18 protein-coding genes are annotated in these 21,166 nt (G+C 71.3%); 7 read left to right on the top strand and 11 right to left on the bottom strand.

Annotated features, from left to right (window positions below):
* Window positions 1-42: 42 nt before the first annotated feature.
* Complete coding sequence (locus DX116_RS05735; protein WP_119703196.1) at window positions 43-546, top strand: Lrp/AsnC family transcriptional regulator; 504 nt, start codon at window positions 43-45, stop codon at window positions 544-546.
* A complete protein-coding gene (locus tag DX116_RS05740; protein WP_119703197.1) occupies window positions 543-1,478 on the top strand; it encodes a dihydrodipicolinate synthase family protein in 936 nt (311 codons plus the stop codon). Before DX116_RS05735 ends, DX116_RS05740 begins: the two co-directional genes overlap by 4 nt.
* On the opposite strand, the gene DX116_RS05745 is transcribed toward DX116_RS05740, so the two are convergent.
* The 5 genes from DX116_RS05745 to DX116_RS05765 form a co-directional block, all read right to left on the bottom strand.
* A complete protein-coding gene (locus DX116_RS05745; RefSeq protein WP_119703198.1) occupies window positions 1,465-2,184 on the bottom strand; it encodes a YoaK family protein in 720 nt (239 codons plus the stop codon). The two genes, DX116_RS05740 and DX116_RS05745, sit on opposite strands and share 14 nt — an antisense overlap.
* The gene (locus tag DX116_RS05750; protein WP_233556574.1) at window positions 2,181-3,992 is read right to left on the bottom strand and encodes a gamma-glutamyltransferase family protein; all 1,812 of its coding nucleotides are present in this window, start codon (window positions 3,990-3,992) and stop codon (window positions 2,181-2,183) included. The genes DX116_RS05745 and DX116_RS05750 overlap by 4 nt, the downstream gene beginning before the upstream one ends.
* A gap of 47 nt (window positions 3,993-4,039) precedes the next feature.
* The gene (locus tag DX116_RS05755) at window positions 4,040-4,759 is read right to left on the bottom strand and encodes a GntR family transcriptional regulator (RefSeq protein WP_119703199.1); all 720 of its coding nucleotides are present in this window, start codon (window positions 4,757-4,759) and stop codon (window positions 4,040-4,042) included.
* A gap of 242 nt (window positions 4,760-5,001) precedes the next feature.
* On the bottom strand, window positions 5,002-5,994 hold the full coding sequence (gene pip, locus DX116_RS05760) for a prolyl aminopeptidase (RefSeq protein ID WP_456047849.1): 993 nt from the start codon (window positions 5,992-5,994) through the stop codon (window positions 5,002-5,004).
* Window positions 5,994-6,875: an SDR family oxidoreductase gene (locus DX116_RS05765; RefSeq protein ID WP_119703201.1), complete on the bottom strand. Its 882-nt coding sequence runs from the start codon at window positions 6,873-6,875 to the stop codon at window positions 5,994-5,996. Before DX116_RS05765 ends, pip begins: the two co-directional genes overlap by 1 nt.
* Window positions 6,876-6,960: 85 nt before the next feature.
* Between DX116_RS05765 and DX116_RS05770 the strand changes: the two genes are divergently transcribed.
* The 3 genes from DX116_RS05770 (at window position 6,961) to DX116_RS05780 (ending at window position 9,638) form a co-directional block, all read left to right on the top strand.
* Entirely contained in the window at window positions 6,961-7,539 is a 579-nt protein-coding gene (locus DX116_RS05770) for a TetR/AcrR family transcriptional regulator (RefSeq protein WP_119704147.1), read from the top strand.
* Window positions 7,540-7,594: 55 nt separating this feature from the next.
* Window positions 7,595-8,536 carry a quinone oxidoreductase family protein gene (locus DX116_RS05775; RefSeq protein WP_119703202.1) on the top strand — a complete coding sequence of 314 codons (942 nt, stop codon included), beginning with the start codon at window positions 7,595-7,597 and terminating at the stop codon, window positions 8,534-8,536.
* Between the two features lie 112 nt (window positions 8,537-8,648).
* On the top strand, window positions 8,649-9,638 hold the full coding sequence (locus tag DX116_RS05780; protein WP_119703203.1) for an aldo/keto reductase: 990 nt from the start codon (window positions 8,649-8,651) through the stop codon (window positions 9,636-9,638).
* Window positions 9,639-9,747: 109 nt separating this feature from the next.
* Here the strand turns inward: DX116_RS05780 and DX116_RS05785 are convergent, their stop codons facing one another.
* Genes DX116_RS05785 through DX116_RS05810 form a run of 6 tightly spaced genes read right to left on the bottom strand, consistent with a single transcriptional unit; the run spans window position 9,748 to window position 16,848 of the window.
* Window positions 9,748-11,370, bottom strand: coding sequence for a long-chain fatty acid--CoA ligase (locus DX116_RS05785; RefSeq protein ID WP_119703204.1), 1,623 nt, complete (start codon window positions 11,368-11,370; stop codon window positions 9,748-9,750).
* The gene (locus tag DX116_RS05790) at window positions 11,370-12,218 is read right to left on the bottom strand and encodes an SMP-30/gluconolactonase/LRE family protein (protein WP_119703205.1); all 849 of its coding nucleotides are present in this window, start codon (window positions 12,216-12,218) and stop codon (window positions 11,370-11,372) included. The genes DX116_RS05785 and DX116_RS05790 overlap by 1 nt, the downstream gene beginning before the upstream one ends.
* Window positions 12,211-13,236, bottom strand: a complete 1,026-nt coding sequence (locus DX116_RS05795) for an ABC transporter permease (protein ID WP_119703206.1) — start codon at window positions 13,234-13,236, stop codon at window positions 12,211-12,213. Before DX116_RS05795 ends, DX116_RS05790 begins: the two co-directional genes overlap by 8 nt.
* Complete coding sequence (locus DX116_RS05800; RefSeq protein WP_119703207.1) at window positions 13,233-14,225, bottom strand: ABC transporter permease; 993 nt, start codon at window positions 14,223-14,225, stop codon at window positions 13,233-13,235. Before DX116_RS05800 ends, DX116_RS05795 begins: the two co-directional genes overlap by 4 nt.
* The gene (locus DX116_RS05805) at window positions 14,222-15,808 is read right to left on the bottom strand and encodes a sugar ABC transporter ATP-binding protein (RefSeq protein WP_119703208.1); all 1,587 of its coding nucleotides are present in this window, start codon (window positions 15,806-15,808) and stop codon (window positions 14,222-14,224) included. Before DX116_RS05805 ends, DX116_RS05800 begins: the two co-directional genes overlap by 4 nt.
* The gene (locus tag DX116_RS05810) at window positions 15,805-16,848 is read right to left on the bottom strand and encodes a sugar ABC transporter substrate-binding protein (RefSeq protein ID WP_119703209.1); all 1,044 of its coding nucleotides are present in this window, start codon (window positions 16,846-16,848) and stop codon (window positions 15,805-15,807) included. The genes DX116_RS05805 and DX116_RS05810 overlap by 4 nt, the downstream gene beginning before the upstream one ends.
* A 147-nt stretch (window positions 16,849-16,995) precedes the next feature.
* On the opposite strand from DX116_RS05810, the gene DX116_RS05815 reads away from it, so the two are divergent.
* Both DX116_RS05815 and DX116_RS05820 read left to right on the top strand, forming a co-directional pair.
* Window positions 16,996-18,783, top strand: a complete 1,788-nt coding sequence (locus tag DX116_RS05815; protein WP_119703210.1) for a helix-turn-helix domain-containing protein — start codon at window positions 16,996-16,998, stop codon at window positions 18,781-18,783.
* Window positions 18,784-18,876: 93 nt separating this feature from the next.
* Window positions 18,877-21,078 carry a prolyl oligopeptidase family serine peptidase gene (locus DX116_RS05820; RefSeq protein WP_147393597.1) on the top strand — a complete coding sequence of 734 codons (2,202 nt, stop codon included), beginning with the start codon at window positions 18,877-18,879 and terminating at the stop codon, window positions 21,076-21,078.
* The last annotated feature ends 88 nt before the right edge of the window (window positions 21,079-21,166 follow it).

The raw sequence follows: 21,166 nt of genomic DNA on the forward strand, positions 1-21,166 counted from the left end.
ACGGTCCGTCCACGGCACCGCGTACGACCCCGAGGTGGCACAGTGCTCAGGATCGACCGGCTCGACTCGCAGATCCTCGGGCGGCTCACCGACAACGCGCGAGCCGCCGTGGCCGACCTCGCGAGCTCGCTCGGCGTCGCTCGCAACACCGTCATGTCCCGCATCCGGCGCCTCGAGCAGACCGGCGTGCTGAGCGGCTTCATGCCGTTGGTCGACCTCGAAGCGGTGGGGATCCCCGTGCAGGCGTTCGTCGCGCTCGAGCTCGACCAGCGCCAGATGGCGGACGTCGTGGCGTCGCTGAGCGAGCTCGCCCACGTGCTCGAGATCAACACCCAGGCCGGGCGCGAGGACCTGTTGGCCCGTGTCGCCGCGCCCACCCATCGTGAGCTGCAGGAGGTGGTGAACCAGATGATCCAGATCGACGGCGTGCGTCACACCGTGACCACGATGATCGTCTCCACCCCGCTGCCCTTCCGGACCCAGCCGCTGCTCGACCGGTTGACCGCAGAGGCAGGTTTCGGCCGATCGACGCCGGCAGCGACGTGACCGGGCCGCGGGCCGAGGGACGCACCCAGACCGTCCCGCGCCGGCCGCTCGGTGAGGTCGCGGCGTGGGCGATGACGCCCACGCCCTTCACCTCCGACGGCTCGAGGGTCGACACCGACTCGCTGGCTCGCTTCGCGAGGCATGCGACCGAGCAGGGATGCACCGGCTTCCTGGCCCTCGGCGTCATCGCCGAGCCGGCCACGCTCTCGCTGCAAGAGCGCCTCACCTGCCTGGCCACGGTCGCCGACGCGGCACCGTCCAGCCCGGTCGTGGCGACGGTGATGGAGCTCGACACCGGGGCTGCCGTGCAGGAGGCCGAGATCCTGACCCGCTCGCTCGGAGCCGGGGTGGCCGGTCTGATGGTGCCGGTGACCGACCCCGACGCCGATGTCCTGCGCGCCCACCTGCGCGCTGTCCACGACGCGACCGGCTGCCAGGTCGTCGTCCAGGACCTGCCGCGGGCCACGGGCGTGCAGATCGCCGTCGACGACCTCGCATGTGCGGTCGATGGCCTCGACTTCGTGGCGGGCGTCAAGTGCGAGTCGCCGCCGACGTTCGTCCGCGTCGCCCGGCTTCGCGACCTCACCGGCGTGCCGTGCATCAGCGGGTTCGGCGGCATCGGGCTCGTCGACGACGTCGTCAGTGGTGCGACGTCCGTCGCCGTGGGCGTCACGCCTGCGGCGACGGTGGTCGCCGCGCTCGACGCCGCCCGGCTCGGACGACACGCGGAGGCGGCTCGCCTGATCGGAACCCGAGCGGCCCTGATCACCTACGAGACCCAGCCGGGTCAGAGCATCGCGATCCGCAAGGAGCACTGGAGGCGAGCGGGCGTGATCGCGCATCGCAGCACCCGCGCGCCGACGCCCGCCTGGACGGACGACCTCGACGACCACTCGAGGGCCCACGGAGTCGGCGAGCTCACGACGGACTAGCTGCGACGACCTGGCCGACCCGTCCCCTGGCGTGGCCCCAGATCGCCACGACGACGGTCAGGACTGCCGACGCCGCCATGCCGGCCGACAGGTCGACCCGCAGCAGCAGCGCGCCGGCACACGCCCCTGCGCCGATCAGGACCACGGCGCCCGCCCGCCGGGCCCACTGCTGTCCGGCCCCACCGGCCAGCCGCGAGTCCGCCGCGAGGCCCGTCAGCGTCGAGGTCACGACCACGGTCGTGACGTCCTTGACCCCGACGGCTCGCGCTGCGGCCGCCTGCACTCCCATGCCCATGGCGACGATCCCGGTGACGACGAAGCCTGCGGTGCTGCCGGGGGGCGCCTGGCCGACGGCCAGGAACGCTCCGCAGCCCGCGAACGCGGTGGCCACCACCAGCAGGAGCCACGTGGTCGTCCCGGACCATCCCGTGCCACTGGTCCGCAGCGCGCGCCCCCCGAGAGCCGCTCCTGTCAGGAAGGCCAGGAGGGCGATCGACGGACCCACCACCGGGAGGTCCTCCGCTCCACTCACGGCCATCCCGAGGATCACGACGTTGCCGGTCATGTTCCCCGTGAACACCCGGTCCAGGCCGAGGTACCCCACAGCGTCCGCGACCCCCGTCGAGAACGTCAACAGCAGCATGCAGCCCAGCCGCACCTGCTCCGGGGTCCAACGGCGCGACCTCACTGCGACGCGCCGACTCATCGGCCGGCCGCGTAGCCCTGCGCGCCCCGCGAGTTCGCAGCAGCACCGAGCCGTCCCGTCCCGGGCTCGCGGGTGACCGTCGAGAGACGACCGAGCGACCACCCGCCCGACACCGTCACGACGTGCCCGCGTGCTCGCAGACCTTCGATCACGTCCTCGCCGATCCGGTCCTCCACGACCACGCCGCCCGGTGCCCAGGTGCGGGGCCAGAACGAGCCGGTGATCGACGTCGTGTGGAACATCGGAGCGTCGATGGCCTCCTGCGGGGAGTAGCCGCCCACGAGCACGCGCAGGAGGTAGAGGAGCTGCCACTGGTCCTGCTGGTCGCCGCCGGGCGTGCCGAGAGCCGCGGTGGCGACGCCGTCGCGATCGAGCAGCATGGTCGGGCTCAACGTCGTCCGCGGGCGGGTGCCAGGCCGCAGGGCGGACGGGCTCGACGGGTCCAACCAGGTCATCTGCAGCCGGGTGCCGAGCGCGAACCCGAGGCTGGGGACCGCCGGGGACGACTGCAGCCATCCGCCGGACGGGGTGGCCGACACCATGTTGCCCCACCGGTCGACCACGTCGACGTGGCACGTGTCGCCTCGCGTCTCCCCCGTCGGTCGAACCGTCGGCTCACCGGCACCCACGACGGTCGACGACTCGGCCGCGAGCTCGAACGGAGGACGGTACGGAACCAGGCCCTCGACGGTCCCGGGTCTGAGCTCGAGCGAGGCCGTGTCGCCGATGAGCCGGGCCCTCTCCGCGGCGTACTGCGGCGACAGCAGCTGCGCGAGGACGGCCGGGTCGTGCCCGTCGCCGTAGTAGGCGTCCCGGTCGGCCATCGCGAGCTTGAGGGCCTCGATCACGCAGTGCGCGCCCGTGGCGGTCGATGGATCGACCTGGTCGTCGTCGAGGTGGTCGAGGATCGCGAGCGTCTGGAGCAGCACCGGACCCTGGCCCCAGAACGAGCTCTTGAGCACCGTCCGCCCGCGGAACGGCAGGGCCACAGGCTCCTCGGTCGTGATCGAGAAGCGGGCGAAGTCCTCGGCGCCGATCACTCCGGCGTGGTCGGTCCCGCTGGAGTGGCGGTGGGGTGTTCGCACGAAGGACGACACCTCCTCGGCCACGAAGCCCGTCCGCCAGGCCTCGCCGACGGCGGCGACGCGATGCTCCCGCGTCTGCCCGACCGCGTGCTCGAGCAGTCGCCGCAAGGTCCGCGCGTAGGCGTGGTTCGTCACGACCTGACCGGGTTCGGGTGCGGCGCCGTCCCGCAGCCACAGGTCGGCCGAGGTGGGCCAGTGGTCGCGGAAGTGAGAGGCCATCGTCGAGATGACGCCACACAACTGCCGGCCGGCCTCGTGGCCGGTCTCGGCGTAGTGCAGGGCGTACGCGAGCACGTCTGCGACCTCCCACGAGCCGTGCTCCTCCAGCATCCACAGCCAGGCCTCCACCGCCCCCGGGACGGCCGCGGCCAGTGCCCCGGCACCCGGCACGTGGTCGAGTCCTTGGCCGGCGAAGTGGTCAGCGCTGGCGCCGGCCGGTGCCGGCCCCTGGCCCACCACGACCTCGGGCCGACGACTGGCGGGAGCGACGAGGGCCACCATGTCCCCGCCCGCACCGTTCAGGTGCGGCTCCACGATGTGCAGCACGAAGCCAGCCGCGACGGCCGCGTCGAAGGCGTTTCCCCCGCGCTCCAGCACCGATTGGGCCGCGCCCGTGGCGAGCCAGTGCGTCGATGCCGTCATCCCGAACGAGCCCGTCAAGGTCGGACGGGTGACCGAGGCCGGCGGAGGGACGAAGCGCGTGGTTGGCGCGATGGGGGTCATGACCCGTCAGTATGCAAAACATCTAAATTGGATGCAACTCTGTCGCGTCAGTCCTCGCGCAGGCGCGCGTTGTCCTCGGCCCACCGGGCCATGGACTCCGACGACGACCGGATGTGCTGCGCCATGGCTGCGCGGGCGCCGGGCCCGTCGCGCGCGACGATCGCGTCGGCGACCGCCAGGTGCTCGTCGACGTTCTGCTGCAGGAGCCTCGAGCTCTTCGCGTATGCAGGGAACGACGAGTTGCGTGGCAGCCGGCGACTCACGTCGTTGATGCTCAGCAGCAGCTGACGGTTGCCGGAGGCCTCGAGGATCACGCCGTGGAACGCCTCGTTGGCCTCGGCCCAGACGCGGTTGGCCTCCTCCGACGGTTCGCGGCGCGACGTCGAGAGCTCCGCGATCGTCTCGGCGAAACCCTTCCAGGCGGTGTGCATGCGCTCGAGCTGCTCGTCGCTGATCCGCTCGGCTGCGAGCTCGGCCGCGAGCCCCTCGAGCTCGGCGCGTACCTCTCCCAGCTCGCGGATGTCGCGTCCCGAGTGGCCGTTGACCCGTGCTCCGCGATTCTGGACGATGGTCACGATCCCCTGTGCCTGAAGCACCCGGAGCGCCTCTCGCACGGGGGTGCGGCTGATCCCGAACTCCTCCGCGATCGCGCCGTGACGCAGCCACGACCCGACCGCCACCTCGCCGTTGAGGATCCGTCGCTGCAGCTCGTCCACCAGCCGGTCGCTCAGGGCGCCGCTCCCGGCAGCCAGGTCAGATGACGCCATCTCGCACGCTCCCCTGCGCACCGCGACTCGACCCACGGTCGACCGGATCGAGTGTCATGCGGCGAACCTAGCATCGCAAAGACCCTCCCGAGAGCCACGCCCCGAGTGACCCCCCGTGGGCGGCGGCTCAACGCTGCGCGTCCTCGCGGGGATCGGAGGTTGCCGGCTCACTGTCGAGGTCACCGGCAGAGCACGACAGGACGTGCTCCAGAGCCGGGCGCCGCGAGACCGCCGGCCCGACGTCAGCGCGCGAACCGGTCGGTCGCCACGACGATCGCGTCCAGGATGCCCGGCTCGGTGAACGCGTGGCCGGCGGTGGGGATGATCTGCAGGTCGGCCTCCGGCCAGGCGCGGTGCAGGTCCCAGGCCGTCCGCGCCGGGGTGCACATGTCGTAGCGGCCCTGGATGATGACGCCCGGGATGTCCTTGAGCCTCGCCGCGTCGGCGATCAGCTGGCCGTCGGTGAACCAGCCGTCGTTCATGAAGTAGTGGTTCTCGATGCGGGCGAAGGCCACCGCGAACGCATCCTCGGTGAAGTGTCCGATCAGGTCCTCGTCCGGCAGCAGGGTGATCGTGGACGACTCCCAGCGTGCCCACGCCGTGGCGGCCGGGACGTGCACCGCGGGGTCGGGGTCGTTCAGCAGCCGGCTGTAGGCCTCGACGAGACGCCCACGCTGGTCCTCGGGCACGGGCGCGACGTACCCCTCCCACAGGTCGGGGTAGACGTTCGCCGCACCGCCCTCGTAGAACCAGTCGAGCTCGCTGCGCCGCAAGGTGAAGATGCCGCGCAGGACCAGCTCGGTCACGCGGTCCGGGTGCTTCTGCGCGTACGCCAGACCCAGGGCGGACCCCCACGAGCCGCCGCACACGAGCCACGCGTCGACACCCAGGTGCGAGCGCAGCGCCTCGATGTCGGCGACGAGGTGCCACGTCGTGTTCGTGCTCAGGTCGGCCTCGGGCGCGCTGGCGTGCGGCAGGCTCCGCCCGCAGCCGCGCTGGTCGAACAGCACGATGCGGTACCTCGCCGGGTCGAACACCCGACGCTGGCCGGCGCTCGACGCTCCGCCGGGCCCGCCGTGCAGGTAGACGGCGGGCTTCCCGTCGGGGTTGCCGGAGACCTCGTAGTAGATCTGCTGGCCGTCGCCGACGTCGAGCAGGCCGGTCTCGTGGGGCTCGATCTCCGGATACATCTCGCGCACCCGCCGGACACTAGCAGCGGCCAGCGCCGGCAGGATCAGGGCTGAAGCCGCTCGAGATCCTCGAGCTGGCCCGGGTGCCGCGGCGTCCACCCCAACGTGGCCTGCGTGACGGCGCTCGAGGCGGGCTGGTCCATCGCGAAGATGGAGCCGAACGGCCCGAACGAGTCCTCCGGCACGGACTGGACCGGAAGGCCCAGCCGGCGCCCCACCACGGCGGCGATCTCGCGGACCTCGTCACCCTCGTCGGCGACGGCGTGCCAGGCGGTGCCGGCCGGCGCCGACTCCAGGGCCAGGCGGAACAGCACGGCCGCGTCGAGCGCGTGGACGGCCGGCCACCGCTGGGTCCCGTCACCGGGGTAGCCGGCGATCCCGCTGCGCCGCGCCTGGTCGGTCAGCAGACCGGCGAATCCTCCGAGGCCGTCTTGGTGAACGGTGCGAGGCATGCGCACGGACGTCGCGCGGACTCCGCGTTCCGCCAGTGCCAGCAGCGCGTTGACCGCCTGCCCCCGTGCGCCCACAGGACCGTCGGTCGGGACCGGGTCGGCCTCCGTGGACGCCCTGCCGGGCACCCACGGCGTCCCGGACACCGTCACCAGAGGACGGTCGCTGCCCAGCAGCTCCTGGCCCAGTGCGGCCATCGCCGCCCCTTCCTCGGCGATCGAGCGCGCCAGCGCCTCGGCGGTGCCGTAGTCGCGACCGAACGCAAGGCTGATGACGCCGTCGGCCGACGCTGCCCCCGACCGCACCGCGGTCAGGTCGGACAGGTCGCCGCGCAGCACGGACGCTCCCTGCTTCTCCAGCTGGTGCGCGGACGCGTCGGAGCGTGCCAGGGCGAGGACGGTGTGGCCGGCCGAGATCAGCTCGGGGACGACCGCCGAACCGATGGTGCCGGTTCCGCCCGTGACGAAGACGTGCATGAGAGGCTCCAGACAAGTGATGGGACAGGTGTCCCATCACGATACATTGTGATGCGACACCTGTCGCATCAGTAGGGTGGACCGCATGGCTCGATGGGAACCCGGCGCGACGCAGCGCCTCGTCGTCGCAGCGTGCGACCTGTTCACGGAGCAGGGCTACGACGCCACCACCGTGGCCCAGATCGCCGACCGGGCCGGCGTCACCCGCAGCACGTTCTTCCGGCACTTCGCCGACAAGCGGGAGGTGCTCGTCGCCGGCCAGGAGACCCTGAGCGCGCTGCTGGCCGAGGGCGTCACCGAGGCGCCCGACGACTGCACTCCCCTCGAGGCCGTCGCGGCGGGCCTCCAGCGAGCGTCCGACGCGATGGGTCCGGCCAACCGCGAGCTCGGTCCACGTCTCAAGGCAGCCGTCGCCGCCAGCACCGAGCTGCAGGAGCGCGACGCCCTCAAGAGCGTCGGCATGGCACGCGCCATGACCACCGCCCTCGTCGCGCGCGGAATCGCCGCCCCGACCGCGCACCTCGCTGGCGAGCTGGGGGTCCTGGCCTTCAAGCTGGGCTACACCTCGTGGTCCGAGAGCGACCGCAGCGACGAGACAGGTCTCGCCGAGCACGCTCTCGCGGCGCTGGACGACCTGCGCGCCGCCTCCGCGACCCTCGAATGACGCCCGCGGCCACCGCATTCGGAATAGGCCTCCTCCAGGCATGGTTGCCCACGACATGAGAGCTATCGGAGTGACCACGCCCGGCGACGAAGACAACCTCGAGGTGCTCGACCTTCCTGTGCAGGATCCGCAGGAGGGCCAGATCCGCATCCGCGTCCACGCCGCGACCGTCAACCCCACCGACACCGCGATGATCCGCGGCGCCTACTACCGCGACGGCGACGTGCCGCCCGGCCCGCACATCCCCGGCATGGACCTGGCCGGCGTCGTCGACGCGATCGGGCCGGGCGTCGAGCGGCTCGCGGTCGGCGACCGCGTGATCGCCGTCGTCGCGCCCACCAGCGAGACCCGTGGCGCCTACCAGGAGCAGATCGTGCTGCCGGTCGAGCAGGTCGTCCCGGCACCCGCCGGTGCTGACGACGCGTCGGCATCGACCCTGCTCATGAACGCGCTCACCGCCCGCCTGGCCCTCGACGAGCTGGCCGTCCCGGCCGGAGGCACCGTCGCCGTGACCGGCGCGGCCGGGTCGTTCGGCGGATACGTCGTGCAGCTGGCCAAGGCCGACGGCCTGCGCGTCGTCGCCGACGCCAAGGAGGGCGAGGAGGACCTCGTCCGCGAGCTCGGCGCCGACATCGTCGTCCCCCGCGGCGACGACGTGGCCGCCAACATCCGCGCCGCCGTGCCCGAGGGCGTCGACGGCCTGGCCGACGGCTCCGTCCAGATCGACAAGACGCTCGCCGCCATCAAGGACGGCGGGGCGCTGGCCACCATCCGCGGATGGGACGGTCCGGCCGAGCGCGACATCTCGGTGCACCCCATCTGGGTCTTCTCCGCCGTCGGCCACACCGACAAGCTCGACCGCCTCCGTCAGCAGGCGGAGGACGGCACGTTGACGTTGCGAGTGGCCACGACCTTCCCGGCCGACCAGGCGGCGCAGGCGCACAAGCTGCTGGCCGGCGGCGGCGTGCGTGGCCGCATCGTGCTCGACTTCAGCTGACGCACTCCCCCACGCGGGACGGATCGGGGAAGGTCCAGGTCACCAGGTGACCCGGATCTTCCCCGATGGACGCGTTTCGGCCGCTCGGCACCCCGATGACAGGAGAACACCCATGACCACTCGCACCCTCGGTTCCAGCGGCCTCGCGGTCTCTCCTCTCGGCCTCGGCTGCATGGGCATGAGCCAGAGCTTCGGCGCCCGACCACCGCGCGACGAGATGATCACGTTCATCCGCGACGCCGTCGACCGCGGCGTCACGTTCTTCGACACCGCCGAGGTCTACGGCCCGTTCCACAACGAGGAGCTCGTCGGCGAGGCCCTGGCGCCCGTCCGCGACGACGTCGTCATCGCCACCAAGTTCGGCTTCGCCTTCGACGCCGACGACCAGCAGACCGGCGTCAGCAGCCGCCCCGACAGCATCCGCGCCGCCGTCGAGGGATCCCTGCGCCGGCTCGGCATCGACTCGATCGACCTGCTGTACCAGCACCGCGTCGACCCCGACGTCCCCATCGAGGACGTCGCCGGCACCGTCAAGGAGCTGGTCGAGGCCGGCAAGGTCAAGCACTTCGGTCTGTCCGAGGCCGGCGCCGGCACGATCCGCCGCGCCCACGCCGTGCACCCCGTCACCGCCCTGCAGAGCGAGTACTCGCTGTTCTGGCGAGAGCCCGAGGACGAGATCCTGCCCGTCCTGGCCGAGCTCGGCATCGGTTTGGTCCCCTTCAGCCCGCTCGGGCGAGGGTTCCTGACCGGACAGGTCACCGCCGACTCCACGTTCGGCGAGGGCGACATCCGCGCGACCCTGCCCCGCTTCGAGGCCGACGCCCTCCAGGCCAACCTCGCCCTCGTCGACCGCATCACCGCCGTCGCCGACCGCCGGGACGCCACGGTCGGGCAGGTCGCGCTCGCCTGGCTGCTCGCGCAGCAGCCCTGGATCGTCCCGATCCCCGGCACCCGCCGCCTGTCCCGTCTCGAGGAAAACCTCGGCGCCGCCGACGTCGAGCTGACGCCTGACGACCTGACCGAGCTCGACGAGGCGTCCAGCAGCTTCCAGGTGCAGGGCGACCGCTACCCCGAGGCCATGCAGAAGATGATCGACCGCTGAGGTCCCTGGGACGCGTTCCGGACCGCCGTCCCGACGCACGAAGGGCCGGTACCCGCATTCCGGCTCACGGGCCACGGCGCGTCGCCAAGACGCAAGAGAAGCACGTGCCTCATGTGAAGTGCATCGTCGATCGGAGAGTGACCTTCGAGAGCTTGCCGGTGCCGGTCTTCGGGAGGTCGTCCATGAAGACGACCTCGTCAGGCAGCCACCACGTGGCGACGAGCGGTCGCAGGTGGGCAATGACGTCCTCGGCGGTCATCGAGCTGTCGGGTCGCCGCACGATGCACGCGACGGGCCGCTCGACCCACTTCACGTCCGGTCGGGCGATGACGGCGGCCTCGACGATGTCGGGGTGTGACACCAGGGCGCTCTCGAGATCGACCGATGAGATCCACTCCCCTCCAGACTTGATGAGGTCCTTGAGCCGGTCGACGAGGCGCAGGTAGCCGTCCTCGTCGATCGTGGCCATGTCACCCGTGCGGAGCCAGCCGTCGGCTGTGAAGGCGTCGGGTGCCGGGTGGTTGAGGTAGCCCGAGGCGATCCACGGCCCCGCGACCTGCAGCTCCCCGATCGCCGCCCCATCCCATGGCTGGTGCCGACCGGTCTCGACGTCGACGATGCGCAGGTCGACGAGCGGGACGGACTGTCCCTGCGCCGACCGGACGGCCAACCGCGACTGTTCGTCGAGGTCGTCGTGCCAGCTGCGCGTCCCCCCGACGACCGCGACCGGGCTGGCTTCCGTCATGCCCCACGAGTGGGTGATGGGAACACCCGCCCCCTCTTGCCAAGCCTGTGAGAGGGCTGGCGCGATGGCGGAGCCTCCGCCTAGAACCATGCGCAGCGTCGACAGGTCGTAATCCGTCAGCAGCGGAGCCATGCTGTTCCACACCGTCGGCACGCCCGCCGTCACGGTCACGCCGTGGTCCGCGATGAGCGAGAGAAGGTCGTGCGGCGCCATCGACGCACCCGGCATGACGAGATCAGCCCCGGCCATAATGGCGCCGTGCGGCAGCCCCCAGGCATTGGCGTGGAACATCGGCACGACCGGCATGACGGTGTCGCGCTCCTCGAGACCGAGCAGGCCCGCGGACAAGGTCATCATGCAGTGCAGCACCGTCGAGCGGTGCGAGTAGACCACGCCCTTCGGCAGGCCGGTCGTCCCCGAGCTGAAGCACAGCCCGGCGGCAGATCCCTCGTCCGCGAGGACGAAGGCGTCCGCGAACGAGCCCTCCGTGGGCGCGGCGGAGGCGATGAGGTCCTCGTAGTCGTGCACACGTGGGTCGGCCGGCAGGGCCGCGTCCGTGCCGTCGGGCAGGACGATCCAGTGCCGCACGGACGCGACCGAGTCGGCCAGCGGCCACAGCCGCGCCAGCAGGCCACGATCGACGAACACGACGTCGTCGGCCGCGTGGTCGATGATGTAGCGCAGGTGCTCGTCGGCCAGCCGGATGTTGATCGTGTGCACGACCCGCTTGGTGATCGGCACCGCGAAGTACAGCTCGAGGTGCTGCTGGCTGTTGTTCGCGAACGTGGCGACGCGAGCCCCTTCCGGCACCCCCAGCAGGTCCAGCGCCGTGGCGAGCCGGCGGACGCGCCCGGCCCACTGCGCGTAGGTGATCGACGTGGTGCCGGCGGGCGACGACCCCACGATCGTCTTGCGGGCGAAGAGTCGCTCGGCGCGCTCGAAGATGTGTGCGATCGTCAGCGGGCGGTCCTGCATCGACGCGTCCATCAGGTCGTCGGTCCCGCGACGTCGACCTCGACGGCCTCGACGCGGCCCGACCGCACCGAGGTCTCGGACGGCTGCCAGCTGTTCGAGGTCAGCAGGAACAACGTCGTGCCGTCGGGGCCGCCCAGCACGCAGTCCGTGGCGCAGCGTCCGTCGACCCCGATGGTCCGGGTGACCCGCCCACCCTCCTCGACGCGGATGAACTCGGACGTGCCGATCGACGACACCCACACCGCTCCGAGGGCATCGACGCAGATGCCGTCGGGCGTCGAGCCCGGTGGCAGCTCGGCCCACACCCGCTTGTCCACGAGATCGCCCCGGTCGTCGATGTCGAAGGCGGTCAACCGTGCCGCCCAGGTCTCCGCCACCACCAAGGTCGACGTGCCCGGCAGGACGACCGATCCGTTCGGGAAGACCATGTCCTCGTCGACCACGACCGGCCTGCCGTCCGCGTCGATGCGAAAGATCGGCCCCGGGCGCTGAGGAGCGTCGGCGTACAGGTCGTAGCCGAACCCGCCGAGGAACGTACGCCCGTCCGGCATCGTCACCAGGTCGTTGATGGGAGACCTGGTCAGGTGTGACACGTCGGCGAAGTCCTCCAGGGCTCCGTCAGGACCCAGCCGGCGGACGACACGATCGGTCATGCAGCTGATGAGCAGCGACCCGTCCGGCAGCCAGCCCAGCCCGGACGGCTGGTCGTCGACGACCGTCACCTCCTCGAGCGTCCGAGCCCCGGGGTCGGAGGAGAACACCTGGCCGGTGTGCATGTCGGAGAACCACAGGCGTCCGTCGCGCCACCGCGCCCCCTCGGGGAAGCGGAGGTCGGAGAAGATCAGGGTCGGCTCAGGCATGGAGGGCTCCGGTGTCGTTGCGGGTAGACGGTGCGGTGGGCGCTGGAGGACGCAGACGGGTGCGGGCTCGCACCAGTCCGTTGCGCAGGTCCGGCGCGTCGATGACGACGATGACGACCAGCAGGGCGGCGTAGAACAGCTGCGTGACGTAGGCCGGCAGGGCGGCGACGGTGACGACCTCGGCCAGCAGGGCGACGGCCAGCATCCCGCCGAGCAGGCCGATCGGGGTGCCGCGTCCTCCGGCGAGGGACACCCCGCCGAGGAGCGCCGCGGCGGCGGCCAGGATCAGCGGCTGGACGCCCGGGTCGGGATTGGCCGATCCGAGGCTGAAGCTCAGCAGTGCTCCGCCGAGCGCGGACAGCACGCCCGAGGCGACGAACGTGCCGACGACCAGTCGGTCGACCCTGACACCGGCGACCCGGCTCGCGCGCCGGTCGCCACCGATCGCCCGCAGCTCGCGCCCCCACCGCGACACGCCCAGCACGAGTGCGGCGACCCCGAACAGGCCGAGGGTGATGAGACTCCGTGGCGAGAAGAAGGTCAGCACCGTCTGGTCGACCCACAACGTCACCGAGGCGTTCGAGTACGTCTTGCTGAGACCGTCCGACAGCGAGCTCGTCAGACCCAGCAGGGCGATGTAGGTCGCGAGGGTGACCGGCATCGACGGGATCTTGAGCCCGGCGATCACCAGTCCCTGGACCAGGCCGATGGCAGCCCCCGCACCGACGGCGACGAGCACGCCGGTAGCCCAGCTGTCCTGGCCTGCCTGCACGGCCAGCATCCCCCCGAGCGCGTAGGTGCCGACGACGGACAGGTCGAACTCGCCGGCGATCATCGTGAGTCCCAGCGCCAGGGCGACGAGCCCGAGCCGGGCGAAGATCTGGAACGTGTTGTAGACGTCGAAGGACGCGATGCCGGAGTCCGTGTAGGCCGGCAGCAGCGCGAAGGCGACGACCGTGGTGCCGAGGGCGACCAGGGGCACCAGCGACTCCGGACGGGTGAGCGACGAGAGCCTCATGCGTGCCTGCCTTTCGTGCGGACGTGGACGATGACGACGACGAACAGGACGATGAGTCCCTTGACCATGACCTGGACCCCCGTCGAGTAGCCGCGCAGCAGGAGGATGTCCGAGACCGCGGCGATCAGCACGGCGCCTGCGAGCGTCCGCACGGCGGAGCCGCGGCCGCCCGAGATGGGCGTTCCTCCCGCGAGGACGGCGGCGATGGCGTCGAACGTCAGCGTGCCGCCGAGGTTGACGTTGGCCGACGTGTTGAACGCAGCGGTGAAGGCCGCCGTCACGGCGAACAGGGCCCCGGCGATCGCCCAGGCGACGGCCGTCGTGCGACCCACGGCCATCCCGGCCGCGCGGGCCGCGGGTCGGTTCTCGCCGACGAGGTACAGCGTCCGCCCGAACCTCGTGCGGCGCAGCACCCACTCCACGACCACGACGAGCGCGATCAGCACGTAAACGCTGAGCGCGAGCCCGCCTGGCGTCGCGTTCAGGTGGTCGTAGCCTCGCCCGGACGCCGACACGGATGAACCGCCGCTGACGCCGGTGGCGATGCCCGTGATCGCGAAGCTCGCCGCGATCGTCAGGACGACGGGGTTGGCCGCGGCGTAGCCGACGACGGCGCCCTGCAGGGCCGTGATGGCCGCTCCGCCCACGATCGCCAGCACCAGGGCCGGGACCAGTCCGAGGGACTGCGCCGACAGGAAGATCATGCCGACGGCCGCGACGGTCTGCGAGATGGCCAGCGAGACCGCGGAGCCCCCGATCATCACGAGGGTCAGACCCAGGGCTGCGATCCCGACCAGGCTCGCGGACGTGACGATGGCCTTCGCGTTGGCGACCGTCACGAAGCGGTCGGTGGTCAGCCCGAGCGCGACGACGGCGAGCACCGCCAGCACCACGACGAGATCACTCGCCGTGGGCTTGCGCCTCCCCGGTTCCCGGGAGCCGTGCTCCGCGGCAGCGGTCGCCACGGGGGGTTCTGTCAACGTGGTCACGCGTGGACCTCTCTCTTCTCGGCTCGTCCGGGGGGCTGCTCGGCGGGGGCTGACGGCTCGTCCGCCGCACTGCCGTGGGTCATCTCCCTCAGCAGTAGCGCGCCGCTCGTCCGCCCGGCGTGGCGACCGACGACCTTGCCCTGGTGCATCGTCGTGACGACGTCGGCCAGGTCGAGGAGCTCCTCGAGCTCGGTCGAGGCGAACAGCACGGCCATGCCGCTGTCCGCGGCGTCCCGCAGCAGCGCGTGGATCGCCGCCCGTCCGCCAACGTCGACCCCACGGGTCGGGTCGTCGAGCAGGAGCACCCGCACGTCGTCGCGCCCGAGGCTGCGACCGACGAAGACCTTCTGCTGGTTGCCGCCGCTCAGCGAACCCACGGAGTGCCCGGAGCGCTTCGGGTCCAGGCCGCACAGCGCGACCAGACGAGCCAGGGACGAGGACCACCGGCCGCCTCGGATCACTCCGAGCCGGGTGAGGTGACCCAGGCGGGTCGCGAGGAGGTTCCAGGCGATGGGCTTGTCGAGGAACAGCCCCTCGGACTTGCGGTCGTTCGACGCGAAGGCGATGCCGGCCCTGGCGGCGCCGGAGGGATGCCCGAGGTGTACGGGGCAACCGTCGACGACGGCTGACCCGGACGCTCCGGGCTCGAGCCCGGCCAGTGCCCGCAGCACCTCCGAGGCGCCGGAGCCGAGCTGCCCGGCGACCGCGTGGACGCGACCGGCGTGCAACGTCATGCTCATACCGTCGACCCGACCCGGCACGGACAGACCGTCGATCCTGGCGAGGACCTCCGACTCGGTGTCCTGGTCGAGTCGTCGGTCGGGACGCTCGGGCAGCTCGCCCAGCATCTGCACGATCAGGCTCTCGACGGTCAGGTCGGCGGTCGACGTCGTGGCGACGACGTCGCCGTCGCGCATCACCGTCACCGTGTCGCACAGCTCCAGCACCTCTCCGAGCCGGTGGGACACGAACAGCACCGAGCACCCGGAGGCGGCGACCTTGCGGACCGCCGAGTACACGTGGGCGCTCTCGACGTCGCTGAGCGTGGCGGTCGGCTCATCGAGGATCACCAGTCGTGCCTGCTGGCCGAGGGCCCGGGCGATCTCGACGAGCTGGCGTTCTCCGATGCCGAGGTCGGTCAACGGCTGGTCCAGCCGGAGGTGGCCGAGCCCCAGGTCGTCCAGCACCGGCCGGAAGCGACGGGCCGCTGTCCTGCGGCGATCCAGCCATCCCACCTGGGGATCGCCGAGCATGAGGTTCTCCATGACCGTCAGGGCCGGCACGACGCTGAGCTCCTGGTCGACGAGAGCGACCCCGCCCCGCTGGGCCGCCTGCCGGCTGCCGAGGTCGACGAGCCGGCCGGCGAGGTGGATCGTCCCGGCGTCGGGACTCTCCTGGCCCGACAGCATCTTCACGACGGTGCTCTTGCCGGCGCCGTTGTGGCCGCACAGCGCATGGATCTCGCCGGCCTGGACGTCGAAGGACGCGCCGCGGACGGCTCGCGTGCTGCCGTACGTCCTGACCAGGCCGTCCACGCGGACCAGCACGTCGCCGATCCGCGCGGACGAGGGTGAGGAGGTCATGCGTTGCTGCACTGCGCCGCGAACTCCGCGACGTTCGCGGCCGTCACGCGCTCTTCCTTGACGACCTCCTTCTTCGGCGGCTTCGCACCGTCGAAGTACCGGATGACGTAGTCGGCGGTCTGGTTGGCGATCGTGCCCGGGTCCTCGGTCGCGGTGCCGTACAGGTCGCCCGCCTGGATGGCCTCGATGCCGGCCTTGAAGCAGTTGCTGCTCGTCACGACCAGGCCGGTGTCGCCGGCGACCTCGCACCCGGCCTGCTTCGCGGACGCGATGATGGGCAGCGCCTGGTAGTCGGCCATGCCGTAGGCACCCTGGATCCCGTCGCAGCCGTACTTGGCGAACAGCTGCGTGGCGATCTTGCCCGACAGCGTCGGGTCCCAGTTGCCGTCCTGGGTCTCGATGACCTCGTACTGCGGTGCGGTGGCCATCTGCTGGTCGAAGGCCTTGAGCCGGTCCTGCGTCACCAGAGACGACTTGGTGCCGGTGATCGCGATGATCTTGGCCGACTCCTTGCCCTGCGCCTTCAGACCCTCGATGAGGTTGTCCGCGGCGGCCTTGCCGACGGCCTCGTTGTCCGAGATGACCTGCATGACGTCGTCGTCGACCTGCGGATCGGGGCGGCCGTCGAACACGAGCACCGGCACGCCGGCCTGCTTGGCCTTCTTGATCGGCACCACCATGGACGACGTGTCGAGCAACGCCGTCACGATCAGGTCCGGCTTGTTGGAGATGGCCTGGTTGACGTTCTGCACGGCAGTGCCGGGATCCATCGTGGTGAGGTCGACGACCTTGGCGCCCTCGGCCTCGAGCTTCTTGGTGAAGACGCCGTTGAAGTAGGCGCCCCACGGGTTGTCGTTGCCGTAGCCGACGAAGTTGATGGTCTTGCCCTTCAAGCCCCCGCTGCCGCCCGCCGGCGTGTCGCCACCGTCGGACGACGAGCCGCCTCCGCAGGCGGCGGAGACGAGGGCGAGCCCGACGACGGCGACGCCGAGACGGGCGCGGAGCGAGACGGGACGAGAGACGAGACGACGACGGATCATGGACAACTCCTTGTGGGCACGGCGCCTGTGGCGTGTGCCACACAGCTGCTGCGTAGAACCGTAGGTGTCCTGCGCCACACAGATCAGGGTCGTTACCTACACTGTTCGGCGGCACATGGTGTGTCGAACAGCCACTGCGAGGTGCCCATGTCCAGCATCGATGCGCGGTCCCCCGCGAGTCCGGATCTCGTCACCTATCGACTGCGGCGCGAGCGCGAGCTCAGCTCGCTGTACGCCACGGCCCGCTCCCTCACGGCCTTGGGCGAGATCGACGCCGTGCTCGACTCGATCGTGCGTGAGGCGCACGAGCTGGTCGGCACCGACTTCACCTACCTGTCGCTGCTCGGGGACGACGGCGAGCTGACGGTGACGGCGTCGCAAGGCACCATCTCGCCGGCCTTCCGCGCGGCCCACATCCCGTCGGGCACCGGCGTCGGCGGTCGGGTCATCGCCACGGGGGCCGCCGCGTGGGTGTCGAACTACCTCGCCACGCGCGACGTGCTCCACGACGAGACGTTCGACGACCTCGTGACCCCCGAGGGGATGGTGGCTCTGCTGGGTGTGCCGCTGCTCGTGCGCGGCGAGGTCATCGGCGTCCTGTTCGCCGCGGACCGCACCGAACGTCCCTTCGAGAACGACGAGGTCGCCCTGCTGAGCGCCTTCGCCGATCACGCGGCGGTCGCCCTCAACAACGCCCGCCTCTACGCCGAGAGCCGCTCGGCGCTCCGCGAGCTGCAGGACGCGTACGCCACGATCGAGCAGCAGGTCGCGGTGATGGAGCGGGCGCAGTCGGTGCACGAATCGCTCACGCGGGTCGTCCTGACGGGCGGCGGCGCCCAGGAGATCGCCCAGCTGCTCGTCGAGCACCTGCACGGCGCCGTCACGGTGTTCGACCGCTCGGGCGCCGTCGTCGCCACGTGCACGCACGGCCCCGACGTCGCGGCGTTGACCGTCCCGCGGCCCTCCCCCGACGCCGTCGAGCAGGCGCGGCAGTCCGGCCGCTGGGCCACGACGACCGACCGGACCGGCGTCTACAACAGCGCCGCCACCGTGCAGGCGGGCGACACCCACCTCGGCGTGCTGCTGCTGACCCGCTCGTACGAGCCGGCCGCGGGCGACATCCGCACCCTCGAGCGCGCGGCGCAGATCATGGGCCTGCTGATCCTGAAGGAGACCGCGGTCGCCGAGGCTGAGGAGCGGGTCAGCGGTGAGCTGCTGACCGAGCTGCTGCTCGCCGCCGGGCCGATCGGTCCAGGCCTGCGGTCCCGGGCACAGACCCGCGGCGTCGACGTCGGTGCCCTCGACGTCCTCGTGGTGGCCGAGTCCGACACGCGCGGGGCGGCCGAGGTCGGTCGGCGCCTGCACGCGATGTCGCACGAGTGGTCGGGCGTGGCCGGGGAGCACCTCGGGCACGCGACCATGTTGCTGAGCGCCACCGACGCGCCCCAGGCGGCGCGGACGATCCATGCGCGCCTCAAGCGGGAGCTCGGCTCACCCGTGCGCGTGGTCGCCGAGCGCGTCGCCGACGAGCGCTGGGGAGCCGCCCATCTCCTGGCCGTCCGGTGCGCCGCGCTGATGCAGACCCTCGGCGTGTCCGACCGAGGAGCGACCACCGGCGACTTCGCGATGTTCGCCCTGCTGTTCGACAGCGAGCGTCGTGACGATCTCGACCGATTCCTCGACACCTCGTTGACGTCGCTCGTCGACCACGACGCGCGTCGGTCGACCGCCCTCGTCCCGACCCTGACCGCGTACTTCAAGCACGCCGGGCACCTGAGACGCACGGCCGACGACCTGCACGTGCACCTCAACACGCTGGTCAAGCGGCTGGACCGCGTCGACTCGATCCTCGGCGACGACTGGAGGTCCCCCGATCGGGCCCTCCAGCTCCACGTCGCCCTGCGCCTGCACGAGCTGCGGTCGGCGCCGTCCTGACATCGCCGCGTCCACCTCTTGTGGACAGGTGTGATGCGTGACACACTGCGGCACGAAGTGCCATCTGAGGGCACTCAGTGCCAAGGAGTAGTCATGCCCACTCGAACATCGATGCGGCTCCGACGTCGCGTCACCGCATCACTGGCCGCCGCCGTCGGGGTCGCCGCGATCGCCGCCTCTCCCGTGACGACAGCCGGTCCCGCAGCCGCTGCCGGCAGCACGCAGCGACCCGGACCCGACCAGCTGTACGCGCCCGCCCCGCAGGCTCCCCAGCTGGAGAACACCGGCATCTGGACCGCCCCGCCGATCCTGGTCTCCGGCGCCGAGAAGTACGCGCAGGGCGAGTTCCTCTACCAGGACTTCCTGTTCGACGACCACGGCGCGTACGGCACGGCCGACTCCACGGATCCGTTCGTGGGCGGGGACTTCTCGCCCAAGCGGGGCACGCTGACCTACCCCAAGAGCCAAGGCACGTTCGCCAACAACGCCGCGGATCTCGTGGAGCTCCGCGTCAAGCCGCTGGCCGACTCGACCGCCTTCCGGGCGACCCTCAACACGATGCTCGACTCCAGCCGCACGGCCTTCACGATCGCTCTCGGCGACTCGTCCACGCCGCGCAGCTGGCCGGGCCAGGCCGGCGTGTCGTCTCGCGCATCGAGGTTCCTCACGGTCCACGGATCCGTGGCCACGCTGACCGATGCGGCGACCGGAGCCACCATCTCGCCGGCGCCGACCGTCACGGTCGACACCGTGCGCCGACAGGTCGACGTCCGCATCCCCCACGCCGCGTGGAACCCGGGCACGAGCACGGTCCGCATGTCGATGGGAACGGGTCTGTGGGACACGACGGCCAACACCTACCTCGTCCCCGCCGCGACGGCGTCCACGACCAAGCCGGGCGGCGCATCCCCCACCAAGGCGGCGATCTTCAACCTCGCCTTCCGGACCGACGAGCCGCTGGCCGACCTGTCGGCCGGCTACTTCAACAACACGACCGACGGCAAGGCCGCCGTCGCGCAGGAGGCCAAGTTCTGGCGGGAGCGCGGGCAGGCGGACACGCTGCGCACCGGTGACGTGTCCGGCATCTCCGCGGACGTCGACTTCGCGAAGCTGGCCGGTCGGGTGCTGGACGACACGGCCGTGCCGAAGGCGGGACACATCGATCGCATCTTCGCCAGCAGCAAGTCGTTCGGGCAGGGCGTCGACTACTCCAAGGACTGCGCCCCCAACGGCACCTACTACGCGCTCTATGGCACTGCGATCGTCGAGTGCACGGGTCGCTACGTCGGCCAGCTGCAGCCGTACGGCCTGTTCGTCCCGACGACCGCACCGGCCAGCACGGGGTACTCGACGGTCGTCGCCCTGCACTCGCTCAGCGCGAACTACAACCAGTTCCAGAGCAGCACGATGATCGACCAGATGACGAACCTTCCGCGCGCGACGTTAGCGATCTCGCCCGCCGGTCGTGGACCCGACTCGTACTGGCGCACCTATGCCGAGGCCGATCTGTTCGAGGCCTGGGCCGACGTCGCGCGCAACTACCCGCTCGACTCCACCCGCACGTACCTGACCGGGTACTCCGCAGGCGGCACCGGCACCCTGCGCGTCGCGGCCCGGTGGCCTGACCTGTTCGCCAAGGCCGTCCCGATCGTGGCCGCCTTCCCCCTGGCCACCGACACGCTGCGCTCGCTGCGCAACCTGCCGATGCAGTCGTGGGTGGCCCAGAACGACGAGAGCGCTCCCGCTGCCTCGTTCGAGAATCCGTACACCGCCGCGTACAACGCAGGCCTGCGCTTCGACGTCAGGACGTTCGCCGGCGCGCAGCACCTCACCCTCGCCAACAACGACGAGTACGGCGACGTCACCGGCTTCTTCGGCGACTCGCAGGTGGACCGCAACCCGTCGCACGTCACGTACTTCCTGGCACCCGCCCAGGACAGCGTGGCCCTGTCGAAGGCCAATCACGCGTACTGGGTGTCCAACATCAAGCTCTCCAACGCCTCCCAGCCGGGCTACGTCGACGTCCGCTCGCTGTCGTCCGGACGCGGCGACCCGGCCGTGCTGCCGGTGTCGACGACGTCCGGCACCCTCACCGGGGGGACCCACGGGCCGCTGTCCTTCACGCGACGCAACCTCGCGTGGGGCGCCGCTCCGGTGACGCCCGTGCAGGACAAGCTCGAGGTCTACGCCAACGGCGTCACCGAGATCACGATCGACGCCGCACGCGCAGGGCTGAGCTGCTCGCCGCAGATCACGTTCCTCAACACGCCGATCACGGTGAACGTCGTCTGCTGATTGCGCGCCGGGGTGCCGTCCGTCATCGCCGGACGGCACCCCGGCACGCCTAGGATGAGGTCGCAGCGGCCGCCGGGCAGGTCGTTCG

Source organism: Aeromicrobium endophyticum (assembly GCF_003586285.1).
Taxonomy (GTDB): Bacteria; Actinomycetota; Actinomycetes; order Propionibacteriales; family Nocardioidaceae; genus Aeromicrobium; species Aeromicrobium endophyticum.

Coding starts and splice junctions, on each gene's coding strand:
- DX116_RS05745 (WP_119703198.1), bottom strand. CDS start 2,184: ATGAGTCGGCGCGTCGCAGTGAGGTCGCGCCGTTGGACCCCGGAGCAG.
- DX116_RS05750 (WP_233556574.1), bottom strand. CDS start 3,992: ATGACCCCCATCGCGCCAACCACGCGCTTCGTCCCTCCGCCGGCCTCG.
- DX116_RS05755 (WP_119703199.1), bottom strand. CDS start 4,759: ATGGCGTCATCTGACCTGGCTGCCGGGAGCGGCGCCCTGAGCGACCGG.
- DX116_RS05765 (WP_119703201.1), bottom strand. CDS start 6,875: ATGCACGTCTTCGTCACGGGCGGAACCGGCACCATCGGTTCGGCGGTC.
- DX116_RS05770 (WP_119704147.1), top strand. CDS start 6,961: ATGGCTCGATGGGAACCCGGCGCGACGCAGCGCCTCGTCGTCGCAGCG.
- DX116_RS05775 (WP_119703202.1), top strand. CDS start 7,595: ATGAGAGCTATCGGAGTGACCACGCCCGGCGACGAAGACAACCTCGAG.
- DX116_RS05780 (WP_119703203.1), top strand. CDS start 8,649: ATGACCACTCGCACCCTCGGTTCCAGCGGCCTCGCGGTCTCTCCTCTC.
- DX116_RS05785 (WP_119703204.1), bottom strand. CDS start 11,370: ATGGACGCGTCGATGCAGGACCGCCCGCTGACGATCGCACACATCTTC.
- DX116_RS05790 (WP_119703205.1), bottom strand. CDS start 12,218: ATGCCTGAGCCGACCCTGATCTTCTCCGACCTCCGCTTCCCCGAGGGG.
- DX116_RS05795 (WP_119703206.1), bottom strand. CDS start 13,236: ATGAGGCTCTCGTCGCTCACCCGTCCGGAGTCGCTGGTGCCCCTGGTC.
- DX116_RS05805 (WP_119703208.1), bottom strand. CDS start 15,808: ATGACCTCCTCACCCTCGTCCGCGCGGATCGGCGACGTGCTGGTCCGC.
- DX116_RS05810 (WP_119703209.1), bottom strand. CDS start 16,848: ATGATCCGTCGTCGTCTCGTCTCTCGTCCCGTCTCGCTCCGCGCCCGT.
- DX116_RS05815 (WP_119703210.1), top strand. CDS start 16,996: ATGTCCAGCATCGATGCGCGGTCCCCCGCGAGTCCGGATCTCGTCACC.
- DX116_RS05820 (WP_147393597.1), top strand. CDS start 18,877: ATGCCCACTCGAACATCGATGCGGCTCCGACGTCGCGTCACCGCATCA.